The sequence below is a fragment of the Bacillus badius NBRC 15713 genome, assembly GCF_001591605.1.
Classification (GTDB): Bacteria; Bacillota; Bacilli; order Bacillales; family Domibacillaceae; genus Pseudobacillus; species Pseudobacillus badius.
The window spans coordinates 1-25,259 of the sequence record NZ_BCVF01000037.1; the positions used below are offsets into that span (position 1 = coordinate 1).

The following is a 25,259-nucleotide window of genomic DNA, read 5'->3' on the forward strand; positions in this document are numbered from 1 at the left end:
TTAAACAAAGTACCATTCAAAGGAGGCTGCCCCGCCTGCCAGGCCCTCCTCTCCTTCTTCAATAAAAGCTCATCTTTTTTTGAAAGAGATAGATGCCTGGTGTTTATTTATGGGACAGCCTCTACTTTTAATATTCTCATGCAAATCAACTTATGCATGACTTCTAGGCAATAATAAATGAATGCTGTGAAAATAATCTAAAAAGGAGTTTTACCATGTCCAATGAAATGTATCAATTAATTGCGATTATTATTTACATGGCTGCCATGATTTTCATCGGTTGGTATGCATTTAAACGTACATCCAACTTGACTGACTACATGCTTGGCGGACGTTCACTTGGACCGGCGGTTACGGCTTTGAGCGCCGGAGCTGCAGATATGTCAGGCTGGCTGCTTATGGGTCTGCCGGGCGCCATCTTCTTGAACGGTCTTGTTGAAACCTGGATTGCTGTCGGGTTGACAGTCGGCGCCTACTTAAACTATGTACTTGTTGCACCACGTCTTCGCGTCTACACGCAAGTATCAAGTGATTCCATCACCATTCCAAGTTATCTCGAAAGTCGCTTAAAAGATAAATCCCGGCTTTTGCGCATTGCTTCAGGCATAGTTATTTTAATTTTCTTTACTTTCTATGTATCTTCAGGAATGGTTGCAGGAGGAAAGTTCTTCCTAAGCTCATTTGGACTTGACTACCATGCCGGTCTTTTAATCGTATCTGCTGTCGTTATTTTCTACACTTTATTTGGCGGATTCTTGGCGGTTAGCTACACCGACGTTGTTCAAGGGCTGATTATGTTTCTTTCCCTTCTGCTCATACCGATCTTTGGACTATTTCTTACAGGCGGATTCTCTGAAACAGCAGCAAGCATTCGCGATGTTGATCCGCAATTATTAAACTTCGTTTCCGGCGCTTCTTTCCTCGGAATTTTGTCAGCGGTTGCATGGGGCCTTGGTTACTTCGGCCAGCCTCACATTATTGTACGCTTTATGGCAATCAGCTCAGTAAAAGAAGTAAAAGGCGCGCGCCGTATCGGAATCGGCTGGATGCTTCTCAGCCTCTTTGGAGCTGTAGCGACAGCACTTGTCGGAATTGCCTATTACCATCAAAGCGGCTCGACACTGAATGATGCAGAAACAGTGTTTATTGCCCTGGGACAAATCATCTTCCATCCGTTCATTGCGGGTATTATGCTAGCAGCAGTTCTTGCGGCTGTTATGAGCACAATTTCTTCTCAGCTGATCGTTACATCTTCAGCTCTGGTTGAAGATTTGTATAAAGCAGTTATTAAAACAGATGCATCAGATAAACAATACGTATTTTATGGAAGAATAGCTGTTCTTCTCGTATCAATTGTAGCGATGATACTCGCTTGGCCAAATAACGATACGGTTTTAAAAATCGTTTCGTTCGCATGGGCCGGCTTTGGAGCCTCTTTCGGCCCAATCATCCTGCTTTCCTTATACTGGCGCAAGATCACTGCTAAAGGTGCTCTTTGGGGGATGATTACAGGTGCCGTAACTGTTCTGATTTGGGGGAACGTCGATGCATTGTCAAGCACACTGTACGAGATTGTTCCTGGCTTCATCCTCTGCTGGATTGTGACTTATCTAGTAAGTCTTGCCACATATCAACCAAATGCTGAAATTGACAGAGAGTTCTCAGAAACAGTGGAGATTCTTAAAAAAGAACGTTAATTTTTTATAGCTGCCGTCAGCCCTGCTGGCCGGCCATGATTTAAAGGACCGAATGGAACTATCCCCCATTCGGTCCTTTTTACTATTCTGCTCTATACATTCAGCCGCTTTATCAGTATGATTAACTTGATAACTATCCAAAACGCGGAGGAGGAACTGAATGAGCCAGTCACTGGAAAAGATTCTTGCATTGACAACTATTAATGATATTACTGAAATGGTCAGTACCTATTTAAAAAAACCTGTCGTTGTAGAAAGTGATCAATTCTCATTGCTGGCCTACAGTTCTTATTACATAGAACAATTTGATAAAGCCAACCAGCAGACCATCTTTGCTAAGCGTTGGCCGATCCCGATATTAGAAAAATTTATGGAAGAAGGCGTAGTGGAACAGCTAAAAACCATTCCTGGCCCTTTCCATGTGCCCCCGATCAAAGACATCGGATTAAACCCCCGTGTCGTCGTAAGTGCCAAATATAAGGATCAAATTTTCGGATACATTTGGGTTCAGGAAACTGATCCGCCTTTAACAGCCGAACAAATGGATTTTTTGCAAAAGGTGTCCATCCACGTAGGAAGGCTTCTATATAAAGAAAATCAGCTGAAAGTCATGAAAGATGAAAAGAAGCACCAATTTTATCAGAAGATCATTAATGAAACGTACCGGACGGAAAATCAAATCAAATGGGAAGCAGCAAACGCCAACATCGTACTGCCCGCCGCTTTTCTCGTGACAGTCTTTACAATCACGCAAATCAGTGAAGAGCTGTTCGATGAACTGACAGAAACCATTCGGCTGTTTGTCCATGCGCTGAACCGCCCTTCCTACCTGTTCACGGATAAATCAAAAATCATTGTTATTATCGGCAGCAATTCGACGGCAAGAGGCCGGTTAACGGAGGATGCGAAACAGCTGGCAAACACTGTATTAACCCAATGCAAGCCTCAATCAGTGTATGCGGGAATTGGCGGCGAATATACTTCCCTCCTTCATTTGCGCCAAAGCTATCTCGAAGCGCTGCGGGTGATCCATACAGCTGAATTTCTAGGTGATCCTTCCCTTTTAGCCTTGACTTACAACAAAATAGGAGTGTTCCGTTACCTCGAAGCGCTGGCCCGCTTTAATAGCGAAACACAGTATACCAATGAACAATTGCTAAAACTGAAACAAAAGGACGAAGAAAGCCAATCCAATCTTCTAGAGACACTGGAAGCTTATTTGCTCAACAACTGCCGCATTAAGCCTGCTGCTGAACAGCTATTTATCCATACAAACACATTAAAATACCGCTTGAAGCAAATTACCGATTTAACTGATATCGACTTTAACGACTTTAATATGAACTGTCAGCTGTTTATTGATTTGCAGCTGATGAAGCGAAAAAAACAAACACCAGGTCGATGACCGGTGTTTGTTTTTTTTCCTAAAATGAAGTTCATTCTTCCAGCTGCCTACATAGATATATAAAGACGCCAACTATTTGCACTTCCTGCCTCTTACAAAGAGCACCTTGATCAGCTCTCGACTAAATTCTACTAAATGTGACTGCTTATGATGACAAACTTGTAAACTAATGTCAAAATAGAAGCGGGGGCGATAAAATGAAAGTATTTATAGGTTCAGTCATCATTATACTTATTATTTGCTTTGGCATTTGGTTAATGCTTTCTCCTTCATTTAAAAAGGTAGGAGATACAGCTCATCGTCTGAAAGAAAAATTAGAGGAGGATGAAAATGGAACAAACAAAAAAGAAACCAAATAACCGCAAGATTTTGGGGGGCACAATTATCGCTATTGCCTTAATTGCCGGTATCGCGTTGCTTTCCCTTTTTATTGAAAAAATCCCAAACGGATACGTAGGTGTCGTTTACAGTCCGAACGGCGGCGTTCAAAACGAAACGCTTGGTCAAGGATGGCATCTGGTCGGCTTATTTGACAAAGTAACAAAGTACCCTGTCAGAATGCAAACGGTCAATTATAAAGATATTCAAGTGGCCACTTCAGACGGAAAAAGCGTGACTGTCGACTTTGCTTATAACTATAGCATTCAACCTGACAAGGTAGTGGCTGTCTTTAATAAATTCGGTCCAGTAGAAGTCGAACAAATTGAAGAATCCTACTTGCGTACACGCCTATGGGCTGCAGGGCGTAAAGCAATTGCTAAATACTCGGTCATCGATACATACGGTGAAAAATCATCTGAAGCCGCTTCAAAAGTGCAGGATCTGTTCGCCGATGATATCAGCCGGTTAGGGTTTACCGTCGATAATTTGACGCTTGGCGTGCCGAAGCCAGATAAATCAACTCAAGCAGCTATTGATAAGCGTGTCGAAGCTGCTCAAGAGCTTGAGAGAAAACAAATTGAATTGAAAATTGCTGAAGCAGAAGCCCAAAAGAAAAAAATCGAAGCTGAAGGTATTGCCAAATACAATGAAATTATTAAGAAATCCATTTCTAAAGAAGTCATCCAAAATAAATGGATCGAAAAATGGGATGGCAAAATGCCAAAGGCTACCGGTTCTAATCAGCTGATTGAAATTCCGATGGATGATGCTCCTTCCCAGCCAAATAAATAATCAAGCTGCGATCAACGGCCGCAGCAAGTTGCGGCCTGCCTCATACCTTCCACAGAAAAATGCTGCCATCTGCATCGGCAGCATTTTTCTGTTTTATTAATGAAATACCGGGAAAAGAAAGAGGAAAGGAACTCATATAAAGGAGCGATGATCATGTATCTCGATAATTTTACCGGTCAGAAAATTCAAATTCGCTTTCGCAACTTCCCGGAAGACCTTGTTGGCTCCATCACTGGCATCTATCAGCCCGATCAGTGGTATATGGTGAAGCTTGTCCATACAGAAAGCATGGGCATCTGGGTAGAAAACCCTTGCCATAAGCGGACAGAAGTCATGGACGAGGCGGGAGATGAAATCCCTTTTGAGCATCAGAAAGAGGAAACCTGCGCTGTCCACCTATTTATTAGATGGGAATATATCAGCTCGGTCATTACTTTCCCAAATAAAGATACGGTTGGTCTTGACAAAAAAGCTACTCTTATTGGCTTTCACGCCTAATCCCCCCTGCTCCCTTATGCAGGGGGGTATTTATTTTGCTCTCCCCTTCTCCCGTCCCTAACATCCAATCATACATATATAATTGACATTTCCTTCATCTCCCGCTATATTGAATTGTTGGCATTTTCAGAAGAAATTGTCTAAAGGAAGAAGGTGTTTTGTTTGTTACCGGAACAGCGTAAAAAAATGATGATTCTAATGATTAATATGTTTATAGCCGTCGGCAGCTTTGGCATTATTATCCCAATTTTGCCGGCATATTTGCTATCCATCGGCCAAGGAGGCACCGCCGCCGGGTTAATCATCGCCATTTTCGCCGGCGCCCAGCTGATTATGTCGCCAATCGCAGGAAAATGGGCTGATCAATACGGCCGGCGCATTATGATTATAGCCGGTCTGAGCGGATTGGCGGTCTCTATGTTTGTCTTTTATTTTTCCGACACCATCGGCATTTTGTACCTTTCACGGGTGATTGGCGGGATTGGCGCAGCCTTGCTGATTCCCGCAATCTTCGCCTATGTTGCTGATATCACCACAATGGACCAGCGAGCCAAAGGAAATAGCCTCATTTCCGCCTCCATGTCTCTTGGCATCGTTGTTGGTCCCGGAATCGGAGGATTTCTCGCTGACTTCGGCTTGAAAATGCCCTTGCTTGTGTCAGCCATTATCGGTGTCGCTGCAGTTGTTTTTTCTGCTATTTGGTTAAAGGAAAGCAAAGAAAAAGACAGCTTTGCCGCGGCAGCAGCTGAAGACCCGATGATAAAAAAGCTGGCCCAATCCGTTAACAAGCCTTATTTCATTCCGCTTGTTATTACACTCGTCATGAGCTTCGGTTTAATGGCCTATGAGTCTGTCATTGGGCTTTTTATCGATAATAAGTTCGGGGCTACCCCGCAAGAAATCGCCGTCATGGTCACCTCGACCGGGATTATTAGTGTCATCGTGCAATTATTTGTCGTTGACCGCATTGTTAGACGATACGGGGAAGGCGCCGTGTTAAATATGTTTCTTGCAGTGACAGCCATCGGTTTTCTTTTCTCTTTCTTAGCAGGAAGCTATGCCCTGTTTTTCGCTGTTACGCTTATTATTTTCCTCGCCTCTTCCATTCTGCGTCCAGTACTGAATACACTCGTTTCCAAACTGGCTGGCAATGAACAGGGATTTGCAATGGGAATGAATAATGCTTATATGAGTATCGGCAATGTTCTTGGTCCGACACTCGCCGGTCTTCTCTACGATGTTCATATGTATTATCCATTTCTACTGGGACTCATTGTCCTGCTGCTCACCATGCTCGTATCGATGGCATGGCAAAAAAGACAAAAAGCGGCTGCCTGGAAATAACAACAGCTCTAAAAGAGGCTGGCTCAAACGATTGTTTGAACCAGCCTCTTTCCTATTTGTCTCTATATCAAGCTTTTAATTACAGACTCCAGCATAGCCGGGGTCTGAACGAAGGCGCTGTCTATGTGCAGACGCTCTGCGAACTGATGAGCGTCTTTTCCAAACGGCCCGACATTTAATACCGGAGCTTGAAGCTGCTGCATATCTGCAAAAGGAATGCTGTACAAGTCTCCCCACACCGGGGTGTTTCTTTCAAAAGCAGCCCAGCCATTTGTCTGGTCATTGTAGTGGACATAGCTTAAATCACACAATCCGTTAAAATAATGGACTTGATGGACCTCCAAGCCAAAGCCGGCGGCCGCTTGCTTCAGCACCTTAATCGAATGTGCAACAAGTGGATCATTCGATGTGTTAACAGCCGGATAATAAGGAGGGGCAAATAATAAGACAATGGCCGGGGCTAGTTCCTGACATTGAATAAGCAGTTTATCAGCAATCCGTACCGACTTTTCGCGTTCATCCCATTCGCTATTCTCCTGAACTTCGCTTTTCATCTTTTGAACAAGCTCTCGTCCCAGTTTTGCTTCTGCGTAAGCAAGCAGCTTTTCGTAGCGAAGCACTCGAACCTCGCCGATCCCCTCCACTTTTTCATTCTCGCACAAGGATTGATAAGAAGCATTGCATCTGGCTGCTGCCTCACCGGCAATCTGTTCAAATAAATCCATAATCTCAGAAGCCGTTCTTTTCATTAGAAACACATTATAAAGGGCCGCCGCCCGGTGAGGAGTCTGGGTTGAATATTGGGCTTTTAAATCTTTTTGCTGGAGAGAAACCGGCAAAGGCGTTTTTTCTCCTAAGTCACTTTCGTGAAAAAGCGGGTTCCATTCCATCAACTGTGTCAGAAAGGAAGCTATATAATTCGCTGTCATCCCTTTTAAGGGCTCGCCCACATGCGTTTCTTTTCCGTAAAAGAGCGCAGCCGGCATAATTTTCCCCAATGTTCCTGAATAAATATAATGATTTTCATCCCCAGGCTTTTGGGAGAAGGACGGCTCACTATTTAAAAACAATTTATAAGTTATTTTATATTTGGTGCACATCTTTACAAGTTCTGTCACTGCTGCCCTCATGCCCGAAGAATTGACTTCCTCGTCAGGAACCGTTAACAAAACTAAATTGATCGGCCACTGCTCCACACTGGCTTTTTCGATAAGAGCCATATGGAGAGCGAGCCCCATTTTCATATCCATCGTTCCCCGGCCAAATAAATATTTGCCTGATTCAAGGTCCAGCCGCGCTTCTTCTGGTAAGCTGTCTTTTCGATTCAACAGTTCTTTCGTCAGCTCTTCCGGCTGAAAAGCAAGCGTCTCAAGATCGCCATACTCCTCTATCTGGACAGTATCAAAATGACTAATTAATACAACCGTATCCTCCACATCAGGATGCTTATAAAAAGCAGTCACAAAATGGCGGCCAAGATCGGCTTCATGAAGAGATAAATGCTCCGGGTGCTTTTGGAAATAATCAAGCTTGCTTAATTTCTTCTGAACATGATAAGCAAATTGGCGTTCACCATCTGTGAGAGTACGGCTGTCCCAGCCGACAAGTTCACATAACAGTTCTCGCAGTGCTTCAGGCGTACCCCATAATAATCGGCTCATAAAAATCACCTTTCCAATTCGTTTTTCTTTCAAGCTGTTTTCATACACACTGTTGTTCTTTAACAGAATCTTTGGAAGAGAGCCTTCCCTTAATTATATAAGGAAAACTAGCGGTCAATGTTAGAAGCGCAGCGATAAGCAGCTTAACCCGCCATCCTGCTTTTGGAATTCAGACATTTCTAATTCGATCGTTTGATAGCCCGCCTGATTCATTTTGCGCTTTGTTTCTTCATATCCTTTTGGAATAATGACATAATCATTAACAAGAATACAGTTCGCTGAATACTCGTCTTCAGCCGGCACCGTCAATTTATCGTACTTTTCAAAGTCCGGATGATCAATAAATTCCCCAGCAACAACCATCAGGTTATTCCCAAGGTAAGCAATACCGGTTTTCAAGTGGAAAAATTTCTGCAGCGGCACAATCGTTGCTTGATAGCCCTCCGCTTCTGCAATCTCTTTAAATTGGCGTGCTCCTTCTTCATTCGTACGGTCTGAAATGCCAATATAGAAATGGTCGTCTGCTTGAAGAACATCGCCGCCGTCTAATGTCCCCGGAGCTTTAATAGAATAAAGCCGCTTATAAAAGTCTTTAAGAACAAGTTCCATTTCCTTAATTTCACCGTTTCTCGAATCTGCCCCTGGATTAGTGACAATAGCAAATTCTTGAGTTAAAACCGCTGTATCCTCCACAAAGGTTGAATCTGGAAACTCCTCGCTTGCCGGCAAATGTGTAACTGATACGCCGCATGCTTTTAACGCTTCTACATAGGCCGCATGCTGCTCAAGCAGCGTCTCATAATCTGGCGCTCCGAGGTCTGATGTAGTTAATCCATTGACATAGCTTCTTCCTGGTGTTTTAACGATCACATGTTTAAACATACTTTATTCCCCCAATTCTATTATTAGCTGCGGACCACTGGGCAAGTTAAACAAGTCGGGCCGCCGGTTCCTTTAAAACTAATTTCATGCCCTTTATATTCATAGACCACAGCTCCGGCATCAAGCAGCTGCTGTTTCGTACCATCATTTCCAGAAACAATCACACAAACTCTCGGAGCCAATGCCAGCACGTTACAGCCTAAGCTCGTATATTCATCATCAGGGACCTCAATCAGCTGAATTCCCCGCTTGATCAAAAGCTGCCTGAAAAAGACGGGCATCAGCCGGGAATGAACAACAGCCAGGTTATGATCTACCATGCTGATGAACGACATAAGATGGAGACATTCCTCCTCCCCTTGATCGTGAGGAAGAGGAACGACAATCAATTCATCAACGAAGCGGGCCGTCAGCTCTTTTAATTGCCGGACTGCTTCCTCATTTGTGCGATATCCTAACCCAACAGCCAGCGTGCGCTCATCAAGCCAGACCAGATCTCCTCCATCCGCTACGGCCTCACCCGTTAATTCACCGATAATCGGAATATCCTTTTCCTTCAAGAACTGTCTGTAAACATTTGCCTCGGGCTGTCTTAACGCTTTTCCCGATTTTAAAATAATAGCTCCTTCACTTGTGAGCTTCACTGGATCATGCGCATACAAGGAATCCAGTCCTGCCGCTGAAGAGAAGGGCAAGTAATCAATATGCGGAACATGCTGCTCTAGAATAGAGATGAAATCTTGATATTCCTTGAGTGCTTCATCAAAATTAGGTTCTTCTATGTAGTTGAACTTCTTCCACTCGTTACTTACGTGCTCTTGACTAATAAAAGCATCCTTTGGATGTTTCACAATTACCCGCTCCAATGATCGGTACATAGATGAGCAATAAGTCATTCTCTCTTCCCCTTTTTCCGTATAATGAAAAAGCATTCCATCAATAGGAATTTTTCTTAAATTATAAAATTTAATATGATATAATGTCAATATGTTTTAAATTTTTAGAAAAGAGGAATTGCGACTTTTATAGTGAAAGACAGGTGATATAAGTATGCAATCAATCGACCGTGCGATGCACGTCATTCAAGTGCTTGTTTCTCAATCATCAGACAGTCAGCTTTCCATCACGGAGCTATCGCAAAAGTGCGGCCTTCCTGTCAGCTCCATGCACCGCTTACTCAAGGCCATGTCTAAGCATGGACTCATCAGGCAGGACGAGCAATCGAAACATTATGGATTAGGAAATATTTGGCTCGAATACGGTCTGCGCATGTATGACAGGATGGATTATATTAGCCAGATTAGACCAGAATTAGAGCGGCTGATGAACAAAGTGGACGAAAGCGTCTATCTTAGTCAGCCAATCGGCATGGAATCTCTCATTATTGAGCGAATCGACAGTGAAAAAAACCCGATTCGTGTATATGATCAGCTTGGCTTGCGGATTCCAATGAATATTGGTGCTGCCAATAAAGCGATGCTTGCTTACATGTCGTACCAGCAAGCAAAAGAAATTATTGATGCACTCTTGCCAGAGCCGCAGCGGCCGGAATTTTGGCAAACTTTAAAAGAAACGAGAATAAGAGGATGCGGCATCAGCCACAGTGAAAGAACAGAAGGAACAACTTCAGTCGCTGCTCCGATCTTGAACCATTTTGGAGAGGTGCATGGAGCCGTAAGTATTGGCTTTGTCAGCTTTAACTTATCCGATGACAGATTGGATTTTCTGATTGAACATGTGATGGACACGGGCAAGCGCATGTCTGCTAAATTAGGATATACAGGCCCTTAATGCACGGCTATTTGCCAAGAGAGAAACTCATTTTTTCTAACATGAATCTGAAGAAGATCGAAAAAAGGGGTGTCCCAAAAAGTCATTCTTCATGACCTTTTAAGACATCCCCTTTTCTTTATGCTCAGCCGCTCAAATAATATGCTCGTCCTCTGTATCCGCCTGCTCTGACAGGCTTGCTTTTTTGGCCAATTTCAATTTGTAAAATAATACACAGGCAATTAAAAAGCCGATTCCGTAAAGTACACCGATCCGCTGAGTCGGATCAAAGAGCAGAAAACCGAGGATCAACAAGCAAAACCCAACGCAAAACAGCGGGACAAACGGATACCATGGCACTTTGTATTTCAGCTCTTCCAGCTTCCCTCCGCCCTTCAAAAACTTTTTCCGGAACATATATTGCGACAGGGCAATCCCCATCCATGAAATGGTAACAGAAATCCCGGCAATCGACATAAGCAGAACAAACACGGTATCTGCCGCAATAAAGCTGGTCAGCAAGGACAAAAGCGAAAAACTCATCGTAAACAGCAAGGCATTCAATGGAACTTTCCTTTTGGACAGCTTGCCAAACACTTTCGGCGCCATGCCATCATGCGCCATCGCCCACAGCAAGCGGGTAGAAGCATACAGACAGGAATTCCCAACTGATAAAATGGCCGTTAAAATAATGAAATTCATAATGCTAGCGGCATATGGAACTCCTGCCAGCTCCATTAATGTCACAAAAGGACTCTCCAGCAAGCCAAGCTCGGAGGCAGGAAATATAGCGGAAAGAATAATAATAGAAGCAATGTAAAACACAATGATCCTAAACAGCACATTGCGAATCGCTCTCGGGATATTTTTTTCCGGCTCTTCACTTTCTCCGGCAGCGATGCCTATTAATTCCGAGCCCTGATAGGAAAAAATAACATTCATCATCGTGACGAACACAATAGCGATTCCTGCAGGGAACAGGCCTGCCGGCGCCAAATTTTCAAAAAATGGAGCTGGACGGTCCGCTAAAGGAATCATTCCAAATATGCCGGCGATCCCAATAAATATAAATGCGATAACCGCAATAACTTTGATCCCGGCAAACCAGTACTCCGCTTCAGCAAATCCTTTAGTCGTCAAGGCATTTAAGGCAAATAACAGAACGATAAATACTGCACACCATATCCAAACAGGAGTGTGGGGAAACCAATGTTTCATTAAAATCCCGGCCGCTGTAAATTCAACACCAGCAGTAGCCGCTGAAGGACCGATGTAATTAGCAGCGTACTTCTGGAATGAACCCGTAACCGGCATATGTACAGCCAGTTCCCCCAGACAGACCATCACCATGTATAAAATAACGCCGCCAATCAAATAGCCAACCAAGGCTCCGCCCGCGCCTGCTTGATTAATCGTATAACCGGCATTTAAGAATAGCCCTGTGCCGATGACCCCTCCGAGCGAAAGCATAAATAAATGCCGCTTTTTCATAGAACGGTTTAGTTGTTCGTGATTTTTGATCCCTTCCATTCCCTAACCCCCTAATCGCTTAATAAGAACTCTCTTCTGTCACACTGCCAGCAGCTGACTTCTCCCTCCCCATTTTCCGTATAACGGAAATGTTTTCTATATAAAGGAATCACTTTTGATAAATTATAAATAACCGCTTATAAATATGTCAATATTTTTTGAATTCTCTAACTTATATCTATCGCTATTCTCAGCATGAGAGGTTCAGGCTGCTGATCGTTTCGGCGCTTCTGAAAAATGGGATGGTTTCGCTGTATTACATGGATGATGAAAAAGACAGCAAAAAACGCAGCGGCTATTTGCTCGCTGCGTTTTTCTTCTGTTTTCCAAACGCCGGTAATGATGGCGGCGGCTGTTAAAGCCCTTCACAAGCGGGGAAACCAGAACAAATTATTTTACATTTTCATTGTAGTAAAGTTCCTTGTTCTTTGCCTTTTTCACTTTTTTCGGCTTAGGGCCCATGTGGTCAAAACGCGCCCTGTCATACACAGCTGTGCCGACAATTTCAGCTACATCCTGAAGCTTTTCTTTGCTGATTTTATCAATGGTGTCTTCAGGAGTGTGATACCACGGCTCAGTAGGCTCATGGATGAATAAGGCGGCTGGAATGCCGGCTTCGCCGAACGGCACATGGTCACTGCGCCCGCCTTCCGCATAAGGAGTCGGTACGCCATTCAGCCTTTGGCTGGATGCTTGTGCCAATTCTGTGACGAGATTAGGCTGTCCGTCAATCGTATTCATTACTAAGTCGCCGGCATCCTTGCTTCCAACCATGTCCAAATTAAAGTTCGCAATAATGCGGTTTAAGTCAGATTGCGGAAGGTTGTCCACATAATAAGTGGAACCGATCAGACCAAGCTCTTCTGCTCCGAATGTAATAAAGCGGATTTCCGTGTCAGTCGGTACATCTTTCAGCACGCGGGCAAGCTCTAAAGTCATAGCTGTTCCTGATGCATCATCGTTAGCTCCAGGGGCCAATTCCACAGAATCGTGGTGAGAGCCGACGACAATGACGTCGTTAGTAGCTTTCTTTTTATTTGTCGGTTTTTTCGTAGCAATGACATTATGAGATTTTCTCTCTTCTATCTTGGCTCCCTCGACTTTTAAAGAAGCATTAACCGGCTGACCTTGCGCATAAGCGGCCAGGGCTTCTCCTTCAGCCTTAGTTAACGCCACAGCTGGAACATATTTATCGTTTGCTCCGCCGAGCGTGCCGTTTAACGCTCCATCGGCATTGTTATAAATAATTACACCGGCTGCTCCGGCTGCGGCTGCATTCAGGACTTTTTCACCGAAGGAAATTTCGCCCCGCTTGATCAGCGCGATTTTACCCGTCAAATCCACACCGGCGAGTTCTTCCTTTTTCCCTAAACCAGCAAGAGCGATCTCCCCGGTTACGTCACCGCTGACTGTGTATGTAAAAGAAGACGGATTCAGATTTTCAGTAAATCCTTCTACAGATAAGGCCGTAGTGCTCGGCGGTGTATAACCAGTAAAGGTGAATTCTTGCACCTCGGCATCATAACCATAGGATTTAAAGGTGTTTTTAATGAATTGAACAGCGTCATGCTCTGCTTCCGTGCCTGCTACACGAGGCACCTTTGCTAAATAATCAATGTTGTTGTAAATATTATCGACATTAATTTGATTGACAATTTTTTGATCAAACACTTTATAAGGCTGATTTTTTACTGTTTCAGCCGGCTTAGCCAATACAGCCTGAGTGCCGAATGCACTGAAGGTTAGTGAAGCCGCAAGCGCGATTTTTACGATTGGTTTCTTCATCATTTGTTCCCTCCATTAAGTTTATTTGTACCTCTAGAGGCATGTTATAACAATCTGAATATTATAAATAGAGGAATAATTACTAAACAATCTGGCGTTTTTCTAGAAGAATTCCTCTTAAACTCTTAAAATAGTCTATTCTGTCCGGGTCATTTTATGGAGAAGGCCGCTTTTCTTGTTTGGGTATTCACTGCTTGCTATACTAATAGAGATGATCTTTTGATTTATGCTGCAATGACAATTACCCCTTAAAAAGGAGGGAAACGATGAGTCAGCTAGCAGAAAAAATAAAAGAAAGCGGCTACGCGGAATCCTGGCCGCCGGTAAAACAACTATCATTTATCTTAGAGAAATTTGCTGAATGGTTTCCTTTTGAAAATGTAGATGTATTGACTGGAAATGAAGAAAGAATTACTCCGGAGTTTTTAACAAAGAAGATGGTGCAGACGCAGCGGGGCGGGCTTTGCTATGAAACCAATGCGCTCCTGCTCCTTGTTTTGCAAGAGTTTGGCTTTGATGCCGAGCTGGGGGCCGCTACTGTAAATAACGACGGGAAATGGGCTCTTGAGCATACTCATGCGCTTGTCCTTTTGCAGTTGAATGATGGAAAATATATAGCTGACAGCGGCTTCGGCAATCGGCTGGCCCTTTCTCCTTTGAAGCTGGATGGACCTGAGGTTATCTCTCCTGCAGGCACTTTCAGGCTGCGGACTCGCCGGACGGAAAAAGGAACCATCGCCGCAGAATGCCAGAATAGCCAAGGAGACTGGGACCTCTGCTACGCTTTTGACTGGCAGGCAGCCCCGTGGGAAAAGCTGTCTGAAATGAAGCAGCTGATTCATGCCCATCCGCACTCCCCCTTTAATAAACAGCTGCTGATTGCACGCGCTTCAACAAGCGGGACGGAGTCAATTAATGAGGCGAGACAGCACAGAAAGTGGCAGAATGGTACAGAAGAAACCTTTTCTTTTGAAGATAAGCACGATTTTCTTCAAGCTATCCGGGGCTCCTGTTCGCCTGCTTTAACGAAAGCCATTGAAGCATACAAAGCAAGACAGTCATCCGACCAAGACAAAAGCTGAAAAACCCCGGTGATTACAAATGCCGGGGTTTTTGGTCAGCTGATAGAGAAGCCGATTTTCCCTAGCTGTTCTGCTTCCTCCAGCCGTTTAAAAGCCTGATGAAACTCACTAAGCGGATAGACCGTATCGATGACCGGCTTTAGCTGATGGCATTCCACAAACTTGAGCATTTCCTTATATTCTTCAGCACTTCCCATTGTAGAACCAAGCAAATTAAATTGCCCATAAAAGAAGGTGCGTAAATTTATATTCACGTCATCTCCGGCTGAGGCGCCAAACGTAACGATTGTGCCGCCCGGGCGCAGCTGCGCCAATGATTGATTAAATGTAGCTGCTCCTACACATTCGATCACAAGATCCATCTTTTCTCCGTCAAGCGCCCTCTCCCAGTCTTCATTGCTGTCGAGTGCCTGATCTGCACCTAGCTCCAGCGCCTTTTGCGCCTTCTCCTGCGAACGCGAAGTCACGTAAACAACAGCCCCGGCGGCTTTGGCGAATTGCAGCAGAAACGTAGCTACCCCGCTTCCAATGCCAGGGATCAACACTTTCATCCCCTTCTCTATTTTGCCTCTCGTAAATAATGCCCGATAAGCGGTTAAAGCCGCCAGCGATAGAACGCCGGCTTCTTCCCACGTTAAATGCGCCGGCTTGGGCACAGCATTTTCAGCAGGAACAATTACTTTTTCTGCGAATGTGCCATGATCAGGAAGCCCGACAATTTCAAACCCTGCCGGAGGTGCATCGCTGTTTGTTTGCCAGCCCAGACCCGGATTGATAATCACTTCATCCCCTGGCTTCATGCCTGTCACGCCCTCACCGATCGCTTCAATCACTCCCGCTCCATCGGAACCTACAATCAAAGGCAGATCGGATGGCTTGTGCCGGGTAAGGACAAATAAATCCCGGTGGTTCAGCCCCGCCGTTTTTAAGCGGATGCTCACCTCTCCTGCCTGAGGGCTTCTTTCTTCGAATTCTCTGTATGTAAGTCCTGCCATTCCTGATTTATCTGCGTGAACTACTGCTTTCATTCCCATCCCTCCATCTAGTATAATAGGAAATTATGTTTTACTGATCTGTTCCCGGTTCTACAACAGCTTTTTTAAAGAACGATATACACGCCTACTGCCAGCAACGAAAAGGTTACTAACGCAGCATAAATCCAAGACAAACGAACCATGTTCCCTCTCGTTGCCTTCCGATAGTCCTCGTCTCCTTTTGCACTAACGGCAATGGTGCCGAAAGCTCCTGCACTCAATAAAAGTACAATGAAGACAAATACAATAGCCATCCACCTTCCACCTCTATCCATTTTTCTTATACAAGGCAATTCATCCCTTATCTTAAACTATTTTCTGAAAAAATAAAGTATTTCTGTTTGGAGCCCTCAAATCAACTATAATAAAAGCAAGACTATTACAAGGGGAGGTATCGTATATGAAACATGAGCTATTGTATATAGGGAAGAAAATTGTGGACAACCATCTGACTTTAGCACAGAGAATAGAGGGTGCGATGACCGCTGAAAACATAAAAATGGAAGTGAAAAATACCGCCTCCCTCAAGGAACGACGACAGTACAGAGCCCACTTAATCTTGTGTTTTGGAAAAGCTTTATATGAAGATGTGGATTTTATTTCTCAAGAAGTGGAGAAATGGGGACGGAAAACAGCTGAAATGGCCATCCAGCATAATATTTCCTTAAGCAGCATTCTAAGAGAGGTGGCTACTTACCGTACAGTCATTTGGGATGTATTCACAGAAGAATTGGAACAAAGAAAATTTGCGGCTATTACGATGCTCGATGTCTCTAAAATGATTGATCCTTTAATCGATCAGGTAGGAAAGGTAATCGGGGAAGTCTATGAAGCGCATAATAATAAATTGATGAAAATCGCTTATACAGCACTTGAGGAATTGTCTGTCCCGGTTGTCCCGGTTGCTGAAGGAATCGCTGCCATTCCATTAGTTGGAACACTTGATACCCACCGGGCAAAACTTGTCATGGAAGTCGCTCTTAATGAAGGAGCTCGAATGAACTTGTCTCATATGATCATCGATGTGTCAGGCGTGCCGATTATTGACACAATGGTAGCGGATCAGCTGTTTCAAGTGATCCAGGCGTTGCGTTTAACAGGCGTTGAGGCAATTATTACCGGCATCCGTCCTGAAATTGCCCAGACCATTGTTAATCTAGGTATTGACTTCGATGAACTCAAGCCTCAGGTGAATCTCCAGGAAGCCCTAAAAAGCTTGGGCTTTGACAGAAAAACACAATAAATAAGCAGGCGGGCGGACAACACCGCCCAGCGGCATGGATCAATAAAAAACAGACTCCGGCATGTGAGTCTGTTTTTATATAGAGTGAATTACACCGGCATTACATTCGCCGCTTGCAGGCCGCGCTGGCCTTCCTCCACATCAAATGTTACTTCCTGGCCTTCATTTAAAGTTTTATATCCGTCGATTTGGATAGCCGAGAAATGAACAAATACATCTTCTCCATCTGCTCTCTCAATGAAGCCAAAACCTTTTTCGCTGTTAAACCATTTAACTTTTCCGTGTTCCATTTTTGTTGCCTCCTAGCATTTAAATAACAATTCAGTCGTACGTACTTATTGTATCCAGTTCCTGATTTTTCATACGTTATTTAACAAAAAAGCAAACGGGCGGAAAGGAAAAGAGCGTTTTACGCACGCGCGTGTGAAACCGCTAAGCCGCTAAAAAGAAAGCCGATCCACAAGCAGCAGCTTGTTGGACCGGCTTTTCTTTTGGTGACGGAAAACTCTTTAAAACGACTCGATGATTTGTCTGGCAACCGCTTCGCCGTTTTCAATGCAGTCCGGGATGCCTACTCCATAGTAGGAACAGCCGGCCAGCAGCACGCCTGGATAACCGGCCGCAAGCGTCTTTTCCAGTTTTTCGACGGTTTGAGGATGGGTAATTAAATAGTTCGGCATGCTGTCAGACCAGTTAGTGATCTCACTGACTGCCGGCTCCAAGTCCATCCCCAAGGCTTTCCGGATATCACTCATGGCCAGACGGAGCAGCTCTGATTTCTCCATGCTTTGTAAAGAAGCAAAGGATGGATGGCTGCTTTTATAAAACAGCCGGACCAGCAGATTGCCGTTCGCCGACGTATGCGCCCACTTGCGGCTTGTCCATGTGCAGGCATTGCACAACAAGTCAGGATCATCCGCCGTAATGAAACCGGTGCCGTCCTCTGGCAGCAAGCTGTCAGGCACATCAAATCCAGCATATATGCTGATCAGCGAGCTTGTTTTGAAAGGAGCAAAGGCCCGGGTAAGCGGCTGATCATCAAATAGCTTCTCAGCCGCTGTATGAGGAATGCTGAGGACGATATAATCTGCCTCCATCGTTTCGCCATTGGTAAAAGCTACGCGGTAACGGCCATTGATTTTTTCAATCCGCTCCGCTTGCGCATGCTTTCGGATTTCCGCTTCTTTCAGCTTGCTGGCTAATGCGTCAATAAGAGTGTCTAATCCGCCTTTGAAAGACAAAAACTTTTTGCCGCTGCTTTGGAACTTTTCCTTGTTAGCCTCCAACCCTTTAATTATGCTGCCGTACTTTTCCTTATAGTCCAGCAAGTATGGCAAGGTTGACGCGATCGTCAAATCACTGAGGCGGCCGGAATACACGCCCGATAAAACCGGGGCAATCTGCTTTTCGACCAATTCTTTGCCGAAAAAGTACTCAAGAAAGTCACCGATAGAGTCATTCTTTGTAAAGGTCTCGTTTTTTAAATAAAAGTCTTTCAACGCTTCGACTTTTCCTTGTGCTGACACGAGCGTAGTTTTGGCTAACGATTCTACACTTGTCGGAATGCCAAATACAGCATCCGCAGGAATTGGCTTTAATTCTCCACCTGTATAAATAAACGAACGGCCTGTGGCATTATATACGATTTCTTCTTGCAGGCCTAGCTCCTGGATCATTGGCAGGCTAATCGCCTTGCGCGTAACCATCGAATCGGCCCCCGATTCCATGATAAACCCGCTTTGTTTCACTGTGCTGATTTTGCCGCCAAGCTCCCCAGAGGCTTCGGCAAGCACAAGGCTAACCTCTGAACCGGTTTCTTGTTTCCATTTATGCAATTCATATATGGCGGATAGCCCTGTAATGCCGCCGCCGATAACTAAGACTGTTTTCACTTATGCACACCTCTGTTTATGATGCATTTTTACTCTTTTCAAGTGTACCACAATAAGCTTTCGTTGAATCACTTCTATGCTGTATCCATCCGTTTATTTTGTGTCATTTTGTCCATTTTTGTCCCCGCTATCTCTTTCTCTCCTCTTCAGCCGTCTCAGCCTAAAGTCTTAGGGAAATATCTGTCTGCGGTTCATTATAGTGGAGGAAGAAATAGGTTAGGATGGGAAATGATGAAGGAACTCACCAAATACATACTGTTCGTCCTTACCAATCTTCCCAGAACTTTACTCGTTTGGATTTTTCGCAATAATTCAATTTTAATTGCAATTAAGCTATCTGTTTAACGCATATAGTTGAAACTTGAGGTCCTCGTTACATAATTAACAAAAAGGAGAATGATGATGAACGCCTTAAAATTTATTGTTCAAAGAAAAATCCTAATTGGATTGCTAACGATCTTCATTATGATCATCGGCGGCTACTCGATTCTGAAGCTGGATAAAGAGCTGATGCCGGGGATCGAAATGGATGGCGCTTTTGTAGAAATAAGCGCTGGTGAAATGTCGGCTGCTGAGGTGGAAAGGACCATTACCATCCCCCTGGAGCAGAGGTTAGAGGCCATTGATGGCATAGAAAACACCCAATCCACAACAAATATCGGACGCAGCTCCTTTCAAATCACCTTTGAGCGCGGGCGCGGAAAAGAGCTGTATAAGGAAGTCGAATCAGCCGCTAACGCTCTGAAAACAGAAGTTTCCGATATTACCGATCTTACGTCGGGGCAATATGGAACGAGCCAGAGTTATGAATTTTTTCTAGATGTATCCGGCGGAAATATGGAGGAAATGTCTTCTTTTGCCAAAAACGTGCTGGAACCCCGCTTGGAGTCACTGCCAGAAGTTAGAGATGTCTCACTTTCCGGTGTGCTGGAGCATGAAGCAGCTATTGAATTTGACCGCAAAAAACTCACCGAGAAAGGATTGGATATCCAGCAAGTCACAGAAGCTATCCAATCTGCAAATGATGAAGCTACCTTAGGCGAATTAAGCGGTGACAAAGAGTCCCCCTCTTTACGCTGGGATACAAAACTAACCAATATCGAAGACATTAAAAATATCAGTCTGCCCTCACCAACAGGTTTCGTAAAATTAAAAGAAATAGCGGACGTTTCCCTTCATCCGCAGGAAAACTCCTCCTTTGTCTGGAAAAACGGGACCAAAGATTTTATCCTTGTGCAGGTCGGCCGGACTTCTGATGTGACGCAAATCGAGATGGCCGAAGCCGTACGGGCGGAAATTAAAACGATCAAAAAAGAGCAGCTTGTGAAAGGGTTTGAATTAAACGAAATCGTAGCGCAAGCCGATTATGTGAAGGAATCATTAGACGGCGTGACCGCTAATATTTTGATTGGCGGCGTCATCGCTATCGCTGTACTTCTTATTTTCCTGCGGAACCTTCGGGCAACCTTTATTATTGGCTTGTCAATTCCGACTTCCGTCCTGCTGACCTTCGCTGCCATGTGGATGTTCGGCTACAGCTTCAACATCTTAACGTTGATCGGCCTTGGGCTGGGGATTGGCATGATGGTTGATTCCTCCATCGTTATTTTGGAATCTATATACAGAAAAAAAGAACAAGGACTAGGAAATTTTGACGCGGTACTGGCAGGAACAAAAGAAGTAGCAGCAGCCGTTATTGCCTCTATGCTGACGACTATCGTTGTATTTCTGCCGATAGGACTGATCGGCGGCGATATGGGCCAATTTATGATCATGCTGTCCGCAGTCGTTGCTATCACACTCATCAGCTCTGTCATTATTGCCTTTACGCTGATTCCTTCACTTTCGGAAAAGCTGTTAAAGCTCCAAAAACCAAAGAAAACACTCAAGGAAGGGCCTTTCATGCGGGGCTACAACCGGATGATCGCTTGGACCATTAAGAAAAAACGAAACAGCCTGGCAGTTATCGTTCTCTTTTTCATCATGTTTGCCGGTTCGTTATCTCTTGCTGCCAAGATTCCGATGACGATTATGCCTGATATGTTTAATCGTTACACGGAATTAATGGTCAATCTGGAAACGGGGCTTTCTCCTGACGAGAAAGAAAAAGTGGCACAAAAAATGAACGAAAAACTGCGTTCAATTGAGGATGTGGACTCTAACTATATCATGGATAATGGAGGTGTGTTCTATGCCATTATCAACATGACAAAGGGAGATCAGATCAAAGAAGACCAAAAAACCGTCAACGAACAGATTTTGAAATCACTGCGCAGCCTGCAGAAAACCGTTCCTATTGAAAATGTCCAAAGCGCTATGTCCGGCGGCGGCAGTTCACCTGTCCAAATAAACATTAAGGGAGAAGATCTCAACGAGCTGCAAGCTGTTGCGGATGACTTTATGAAAGAGCTTCATACAATTGATGGAGTCACTGGAGCAACCCACTCTATGAATCGAACTTCAAATGAACAAGTTATCGTTCTGAACGAAAAAGAAATAGAGAAAGCCGGCTTATCACAAACACAAATCAAGCAATTCATTGAACAGGCGCTCTTGCAAATGCCTGCTGGCGAAATGAAAATGCAGGATGAAACCGTGCCGATAATGATGAAATGGTCAGAAAAAACCAATACCCAAGCTGCGCTCTTGGACGTGAAAGTGCCAGGCAAAACGGGCAAAGAAAAACTGTCTTCCTTCGTCGATTTCAAAAATGTGAAAACGCCTAATGAGATTTCTCATGCAGACGGCGAACGCCTTCTTTCCATATCAGCTGATATCGAAGGAAGAGACTTGGGAGCTGTAAACCGGGATGTGCAAAAGCTGATTGAAGATTTTAAAGCCCCGGCCGGCTATACCGTCGCGGCCGCCGGAGATCTTAAACAGCAGCAGGAATTGATGATGGATATGATTCTCGTCTTGGTCCTTGCTCTCTTCCTTGTATATGTAGTGATGGCCGTACAATTTAATCATTTAGGCCATCCGCTTATCGTGATGTCCGTGATCCCAATGACTATCACTGGCGTTCTCCTTGGGCTATTCGTTACCCAACGAGAGCTGAATCTGATGTCCGGCATAGGGGTCATCATGTTGATTGGCATTGTGTTAAACAACGCTATTCTGCTTATCGACCGTACAAACCAGCTCCGCAAACAAGGCTATACAGTCGAGAAGGCTCTGGCCGAAGCAGGCAAAACCCGTCTGCGCCCAATTTTTATGACAACTTTAACAACAGTTGGCGGCATGATTCCTTTAGCTTTGGCATCAGGCACTTCCGGCAACTATCAGGCCCCTATGGCTACTGTCATTATCTGCGGCCTAATGTTTGCGACCTTTATTACATTGTTCTTAATTCCAGCCGTCTACCGCTTATTTACGAGCAAGCGCAAGGAAGCAAAGAAGCAAACAACAGCAGATGACGCTGCTTCTTTATCAAAAAATATAAGCTAACAGCAAACATCCCTTTTGGCCGATCCAAAAGGGATGTTTATCATGTCTGCAGCTGACTGCTTCTCTTGAGAGCTTTTGCTCCGTTTTCTTCTGAGAAGACAGCCATTGCGATAAAAGACACCGGTTTTCTTATTTATTTCGCTTCAGCTGCTCCAGCTGCTTTTTGCTGTAATTCAGCTGCTCCTCGAGCCGTTGAATCGGTTCCGCATGTTCACTTTTCGTCCATGCGTTCTGCAAAGCGCTATCTGCTTGATGAACGGTGTTTTGCACCCGCTGTATTGCCTGAGCTGTAGGGTTTGATTGCGCCTGCCCCATCGCTTCTGCCACGTTATCTATAGAGTTGCGCAATTGCGAAATGACATTTTCATTTTTCCAGCTGGCTTCTGTATGATCCATCATAAAGGCCTCCTTCTCTGTCAAATACGGTATGCCTTTACTATGTCAAAATAGCCCTTGCCTTATGCACCGGTGTGAATCGAAACGGTTTATTTTTCGTCTTCTATTTCTAATTTTTTGCCATTTTTAAACGTAATTTCAAGCTCTATTTCTTTGTAGCCAAAAGGCAGTTCAAATGCTTGCAGCGCCTTTTTAATCGCTTGCCGTTTAGACATTTTTCTTCTGATGTCCAGCTTCCTCAGCCGCGGGTAAAGCAGCTTAAATGCTTCCTCCCCCTTCACATCCAATCCGTTTAACTCGTCTTCAATCTTTACTTTAATTGTACGATTTTTTTTGTTTCGCTCGATTTCCGCTTCATACTCTTTATTTTTTCCATAAGACACTTCCAGTTCAAACTCTTTGAACTTTAAATCCGCTAACTTCCCTTTCATCCTCTCACTCCCTTTATGATTTTCCCTTGCTGTTCGCCTACCGCAAGCAATGCATTTTCGCTTCCGCCTCATCCCAGGCAACAGTGTAGCCCTGGCCTTTGGAACAGAAAATGGATGACGAGCTGTATTCAGGGTCCGCATCTTTATTATAACCGATTCTCGCGATCACCTCTTCCTTATTGTGGCAACAGTCGTATCCGCCAAAAACGAGGGTGATCATTCCTTTTCCTTGAGTAAAAGCGGCAAGGTCCGCACTATAATTCATAAAGGTCGCGACCGGTGCTTTTCCGGTCAATACCGCTTTATTCCCCTCCGTCTGCGGGGGATCAAATGTACCGTGGGCTGTCTGGATGTCCGCGAGCACTTTGCCCATCTGCTCCATGTCCACTTTGATTTTAAAATCATAATAAGGCTCTAATAAAAGATTTTCTGCTTTTTCCAGCCCTTGTCTTAATGCCCGATAAGCCGCTTCCCGAAAATCCCCGCCCGATGTGTGCTGGTTATGGGCGCGGCCTGTAAGAAGCGTAATCTGAATATCCGCTAAGCCCGATCCTGTTAAAAGACCGCGGTGTTCTCTCTCAAACAGATGATGGCGAATAAGATTTTGATGGCCGATCGTTAAATCATTGACATGACACGCATTTTCAAAAGCAATGCCGCTGTTTCTGGCTGCCGGCTCCAACTTTAAATGAACCTCCGCATAATGGCCTAACGGCTCAAAATGGCCGCAGCCGCTGACTGGAGCAGCAATCGTTTCCTTATAAATAATTTCCGGGTCACCGAAAGAGATGTCAAAGCGAAACCGCTCCTTAATCACCTGCTTTAAAATCTCCAGTTGAATCGCTCCCATGATGTGAATATGGATCTCCTGCAAGCTTTCTTCCCATGTGACATTTAAAGACGGGTCCTCCACATCAAGCATGTTCAAGCAGCGCAAAGCCTCTTTGATATGAACGGATGAGTCGACGTTGACTTTAGCCTTTAAAGTCGGGACCATTTCATAGGCGCCCTTTTCATTTAATACGCCAAGCCCATCGCCGGCGCCTGCTTGCGACAGTCCTGTCACGGCAAACAGCTCACCCGCTGCCGCCTCATTGGCTGTTTGAAACTTATGGCCGTTGTACACCCTGATTTGTGTTACTTTTTCACTCATTCCCTCTCCGTACTGGATCTCGTCGCGCACGCGCAATGTGCCGCTCAACGCTTTAATAAACGTAATCCTCGTTCCATTCAGATCATGCTTTACTTTATAAACCCGTCCGGAAAACGGGGCGTCCTGCCGGTAATCAGTCTCCGTCAGCCGCTCTAATTTCTCCAGAAAAGCGGCGATCCCGATATCATGAAGCGCAGAGCCGCTGGCACATGGAAAGATCCTTCTGTCTTTCACCTGCTGAAGGAGTGTTCGAAGCCATAGATCTTCTTCGTACTCTCCTTCGAGGTAGCGCTCAAGCAAGCCTTCATCCCGCTCAGCAACAAATTCAATGAAATTGTCACTCATATGTCCTTGATGAAAATCATCGGTTAAATTAAACACCTCTCCAGTTAATTCAGACCGGATCTCCTCTAATACTCGCTGAGCGTCTGCACCGGTACGGTCTGTTTTATTAATAAAGAAAAAGACAGGAACGTTATACTTGCGGAGCAGCTGCCAAACAGTCTCCGTATGTCCTTCCAGCCCTTCAACGGCGCTGATGATAATGATGGCATAATCAAGCACTTGGATAGAACGCTCCATTTCCGCAGAGAAATCGGCGTGACCCGGCGTATCAATTAAATAATAAACAGAATTTCCATAAGACATGATCGCCTGATCGGCAAATACTGTAATGCCTCTTTGTTTCTCAATCTCATGGCTATCAAGAAAAGCATCCTTATGGTCGACTCTTCCCCTTTGCTTAATGCTGTTTGTATGATAAAGAAGCTGCTCGGAAAAAGTCGTTTTTCCAGCATCTACATGGGCAAATACACCGATGGTTTTGTTCATTGCAC

Annotated in this window: 22 protein-coding genes; 10 read left to right on the forward strand and 12 right to left on the reverse strand. The window is 44.5% G+C overall.

Features of this window, described 5'->3' with window-relative positions; all coding sequences use genetic code 11:
• Nucleotides 1-215: 215 nt before the first annotated feature.
• The 6 genes from putP to BBA02S_RS15930 all read left to right on the forward strand — a co-directional run bounded on the left by putP (nt 216) and on the right by BBA02S_RS15930 (nt 6,117).
• A complete protein-coding gene (putP, locus tag BBA02S_RS15910) occupies nt 216-1,697 on the forward strand; it encodes a sodium/proline symporter PutP (protein ID WP_041101276.1) in 1,482 nt (493 codons plus the stop codon).
• Between the two features lie 160 nt (nt 1,698-1,857).
• Nucleotides 1,858-3,102, forward strand: a complete 1,245-nt coding sequence (locus BBA02S_RS15915) for a PucR family transcriptional regulator (protein ID WP_041114220.1) — start codon at nt 1,858-1,860, stop codon at nt 3,100-3,102.
• 197 nt (nt 3,103-3,299) lie between these two features.
• Nucleotides 3,300-3,461 carry a hypothetical protein gene (locus BBA02S_RS21070; protein WP_169799376.1) on the forward strand — a complete coding sequence of 54 codons (162 nt, stop codon included), beginning with the start codon at nt 3,300-3,302 and terminating at the stop codon, nt 3,459-3,461.
• Entirely contained in the window at nt 3,433-4,275 is an 843-nt protein-coding gene (locus BBA02S_RS15920; protein ID WP_052475325.1) for a prohibitin family protein, read from the forward strand. The genes BBA02S_RS21070 and BBA02S_RS15920 overlap by 29 nt, the downstream gene beginning before the upstream one ends.
• A gap of 153 nt (nt 4,276-4,428) precedes the next feature.
• On the forward strand, nt 4,429-4,773 hold the full coding sequence (locus tag BBA02S_RS15925) for a hypothetical protein (protein ID WP_041101270.1): 345 nt from the start codon (nt 4,429-4,431) through the stop codon (nt 4,771-4,773).
• Nucleotides 4,774-4,935: 162 nt separating this feature from the next.
• Nucleotides 4,936-6,117 (forward strand): MFS transporter, encoded by a 1,182-nt coding sequence (locus tag BBA02S_RS15930; protein WP_156136668.1) that lies wholly within the window; start codon nt 4,936-4,938, stop codon nt 6,115-6,117.
• A 62-nt stretch (nt 6,118-6,179) separates the two neighbouring features.
• Here the strand turns inward: BBA02S_RS15930 and BBA02S_RS15935 are convergent, their stop codons facing one another.
• The 3 genes from BBA02S_RS15935 to BBA02S_RS15945 form a co-directional block, all read right to left on the reverse strand.
• Nucleotides 6,180-7,778 (reverse strand): M20/M25/M40 family metallo-hydrolase, encoded by a 1,599-nt coding sequence (locus tag BBA02S_RS15935; RefSeq protein WP_041114223.1) that lies wholly within the window; start codon nt 7,776-7,778, stop codon nt 6,180-6,182.
• Between the two features lie 120 nt (nt 7,779-7,898).
• Nucleotides 7,899-8,660 (reverse strand): dimethylarginine dimethylaminohydrolase family protein, encoded by a 762-nt coding sequence (locus BBA02S_RS15940; RefSeq protein ID WP_041101268.1) that lies wholly within the window; start codon nt 8,658-8,660, stop codon nt 7,899-7,901.
• A gap of 23 nt (nt 8,661-8,683) precedes the next feature.
• Nucleotides 8,684-9,556, reverse strand: a complete 873-nt coding sequence (locus BBA02S_RS15945; protein WP_041114219.1) for a dimethylarginine dimethylaminohydrolase family protein — start codon at nt 9,554-9,556, stop codon at nt 8,684-8,686.
• A 154-nt stretch (nt 9,557-9,710) separates the two neighbouring features.
• On the opposite strand from BBA02S_RS15945, the gene BBA02S_RS15950 reads away from it, so the two are divergent.
• The gene (locus BBA02S_RS15950) at nt 9,711-10,451 is read left to right on the forward strand and encodes an IclR family transcriptional regulator (RefSeq protein ID WP_041101264.1); all 741 of its coding nucleotides are present in this window, start codon (nt 9,711-9,713) and stop codon (nt 10,449-10,451) included.
• A 132-nt stretch (nt 10,452-10,583) separates the two neighbouring features.
• Here BBA02S_RS15950 and BBA02S_RS15955 read toward each other — a convergent pair whose 3' ends face one another.
• Both BBA02S_RS15955 and BBA02S_RS15960 read right to left on the reverse strand, forming a co-directional pair.
• Nucleotides 10,584-11,960, reverse strand: a complete 1,377-nt coding sequence (locus BBA02S_RS15955; RefSeq protein ID WP_041114218.1) for an amino acid permease — start codon at nt 11,958-11,960, stop codon at nt 10,584-10,586.
• Nucleotides 11,961-12,350: 390 nt separating this feature from the next.
• Nucleotides 12,351-13,745, reverse strand: coding sequence for a M28 family peptidase (locus BBA02S_RS15960; protein ID WP_041101294.1), 1,395 nt, complete (start codon nt 13,743-13,745; stop codon nt 12,351-12,353).
• 266 nt (nt 13,746-14,011) lie between these two features.
• Between BBA02S_RS15960 and BBA02S_RS15965 the strand changes: the two genes are divergently transcribed.
• Nucleotides 14,012-14,827, forward strand: coding sequence for an arylamine N-acetyltransferase family protein (locus BBA02S_RS15965; RefSeq protein ID WP_052475324.1), 816 nt, complete (start codon nt 14,012-14,014; stop codon nt 14,825-14,827).
• 35 nt (nt 14,828-14,862) lie between these two features.
• Here the strand turns inward: BBA02S_RS15965 and BBA02S_RS15970 are convergent, their stop codons facing one another.
• Together BBA02S_RS15970 and BBA02S_RS15975 are read right to left on the reverse strand one after the other, a co-directional pair.
• A complete protein-coding gene (locus BBA02S_RS15970) occupies nt 14,863-15,855 on the reverse strand; it encodes a zinc-binding dehydrogenase (protein ID WP_041101261.1) in 993 nt (330 codons plus the stop codon).
• 71 nt (nt 15,856-15,926) lie between these two features.
• Nucleotides 15,927-16,115, reverse strand: coding sequence for a hypothetical protein (locus BBA02S_RS15975; RefSeq protein WP_041101259.1), 189 nt, complete (start codon nt 16,113-16,115; stop codon nt 15,927-15,929).
• A 146-nt stretch (nt 16,116-16,261) separates the two neighbouring features.
• On the opposite strand from BBA02S_RS15975, the gene BBA02S_RS15980 reads away from it, so the two are divergent.
• Nucleotides 16,262-17,104 (forward strand): STAS domain-containing protein, encoded by an 843-nt coding sequence (locus tag BBA02S_RS15980; protein WP_041101257.1) that lies wholly within the window; start codon nt 16,262-16,264, stop codon nt 17,102-17,104.
• 89 nt (nt 17,105-17,193) lie between these two features.
• Here the strand turns inward: BBA02S_RS15980 and BBA02S_RS15985 are convergent, their stop codons facing one another.
• Both BBA02S_RS15985 and hemG read right to left on the reverse strand, forming a co-directional pair.
• Nucleotides 17,194-17,394: a cold-shock protein gene (locus BBA02S_RS15985; RefSeq protein WP_041101255.1), complete on the reverse strand. Its 201-nt coding sequence runs from the start codon at nt 17,392-17,394 to the stop codon at nt 17,194-17,196.
• Between the two features lie 219 nt (nt 17,395-17,613).
• The gene (gene hemG, locus BBA02S_RS15990; RefSeq protein ID WP_041114217.1) at nt 17,614-18,996 is read right to left on the reverse strand and encodes a protoporphyrinogen oxidase; all 1,383 of its coding nucleotides are present in this window, start codon (nt 18,994-18,996) and stop codon (nt 17,614-17,616) included.
• Nucleotides 18,997-19,398: 402 nt separating this feature from the next.
• Between hemG and BBA02S_RS15995 the strand changes: the two genes are divergently transcribed.
• On the forward strand, nt 19,399-22,443 hold the full coding sequence (locus BBA02S_RS15995; protein ID WP_041114216.1) for an efflux RND transporter permease subunit: 3,045 nt from the start codon (nt 19,399-19,401) through the stop codon (nt 22,441-22,443).
• Between the two features lie 129 nt (nt 22,444-22,572).
• Here BBA02S_RS15995 and BBA02S_RS16000 read toward each other — a convergent pair whose 3' ends face one another.
• The 3 genes from BBA02S_RS16000 to BBA02S_RS16010 all read right to left on the reverse strand — a co-directional run bounded on the left by BBA02S_RS16000 (nt 22,573) and on the right by BBA02S_RS16010 (nt 25,254).
• Nucleotides 22,573-22,842, reverse strand: coding sequence for a hypothetical protein (locus tag BBA02S_RS16000; protein ID WP_041101249.1), 270 nt, complete (start codon nt 22,840-22,842; stop codon nt 22,573-22,575).
• 86 nt (nt 22,843-22,928) lie between these two features.
• Nucleotides 22,929-23,270: a YusW family protein gene (locus BBA02S_RS16005; protein WP_041114215.1), complete on the reverse strand. Its 342-nt coding sequence runs from the start codon at nt 23,268-23,270 to the stop codon at nt 22,929-22,931.
• A gap of 37 nt (nt 23,271-23,307) precedes the next feature.
• Nucleotides 23,308-25,254 carry an elongation factor G gene (locus BBA02S_RS16010; protein WP_041114214.1) on the reverse strand — a complete coding sequence of 649 codons (1,947 nt, stop codon included), beginning with the start codon at nt 25,252-25,254 and terminating at the stop codon, nt 23,308-23,310.
• Nucleotides 25,255-25,259: the final 5 nt, after the last annotated feature.

Coding starts and splice junctions, on each gene's coding strand:
- BBA02S_RS15940 (WP_041101268.1), bottom strand. CDS start 8,660: ATGTTTAAACATGTGATCGTTAAAACACCAGGAAGAAGCTATGTCAAT.
- BBA02S_RS15920 (WP_052475325.1), top strand. CDS start 3,433: ATGGAACAAACAAAAAAGAAACCAAATAACCGCAAGATTTTGGGGGGC.
- BBA02S_RS15925 (WP_041101270.1), top strand. CDS start 4,429: ATGTATCTCGATAATTTTACCGGTCAGAAAATTCAAATTCGCTTTCGC.
- BBA02S_RS15975 (WP_041101259.1), bottom strand. CDS start 16,115: ATGGCTATTGTATTTGTCTTCATTGTACTTTTATTGAGTGCAGGAGCT.
- BBA02S_RS15935 (WP_041114223.1), bottom strand. CDS start 7,778: ATGAGCCGATTATTATGGGGTACGCCTGAAGCACTGCGAGAACTGTTA.
- BBA02S_RS16005 (WP_041114215.1), bottom strand. CDS start 23,270: ATGAAAGGGAAGTTAGCGGATTTAAAGTTCAAAGAGTTTGAACTGGAA.
- BBA02S_RS21070 (WP_169799376.1), top strand. CDS start 3,300: ATGAAAGTATTTATAGGTTCAGTCATCATTATACTTATTATTTGCTTT.
- BBA02S_RS15985 (WP_041101255.1), bottom strand. CDS start 17,394: ATGGAACACGGAAAAGTTAAATGGTTTAACAGCGAAAAAGGTTTTGGC.
- BBA02S_RS15970 (WP_041101261.1), bottom strand. CDS start 15,855: ATGAAAGCAGTAGTTCACGCAGATAAATCAGGAATGGCAGGACTTACA.
- BBA02S_RS15995 (WP_041114216.1), top strand. CDS start 19,399: ATGAACGCCTTAAAATTTATTGTTCAAAGAAAAATCCTAATTGGATTG.
- BBA02S_RS15980 (WP_041101257.1), top strand. CDS start 16,262: ATGAAACATGAGCTATTGTATATAGGGAAGAAAATTGTGGACAACCAT.
- BBA02S_RS15965 (WP_052475324.1), top strand. CDS start 14,012: ATGAGTCAGCTAGCAGAAAAAATAAAAGAAAGCGGCTACGCGGAATCC.
- BBA02S_RS16000 (WP_041101249.1), bottom strand. CDS start 22,842: ATGATGGATCATACAGAAGCCAGCTGGAAAAATGAAAATGTCATTTCG.
- BBA02S_RS15945 (WP_041114219.1), bottom strand. CDS start 9,556: ATGACTTATTGCTCATCTATGTACCGATCATTGGAGCGGGTAATTGTG.
- BBA02S_RS15950 (WP_041101264.1), top strand. CDS start 9,711: ATGCAATCAATCGACCGTGCGATGCACGTCATTCAAGTGCTTGTTTCT.
- BBA02S_RS15915 (WP_041114220.1), top strand. CDS start 1,858: ATGAGCCAGTCACTGGAAAAGATTCTTGCATTGACAACTATTAATGAT.
- BBA02S_RS15955 (WP_041114218.1), bottom strand. CDS start 11,960: ATGGAAGGGATCAAAAATCACGAACAACTAAACCGTTCTATGAAAAAG.
- BBA02S_RS16010 (WP_041114214.1), bottom strand. CDS start 25,254: ATGAACAAAACCATCGGTGTATTTGCCCATGTAGATGCTGGAAAAACG.
- BBA02S_RS15960 (WP_041101294.1), bottom strand. CDS start 13,745: ATGAAGAAACCAATCGTAAAAATCGCGCTTGCGGCTTCACTAACCTTC.
- putP (WP_041101276.1), top strand. CDS start 216: ATGTCCAATGAAATGTATCAATTAATTGCGATTATTATTTACATGGCT.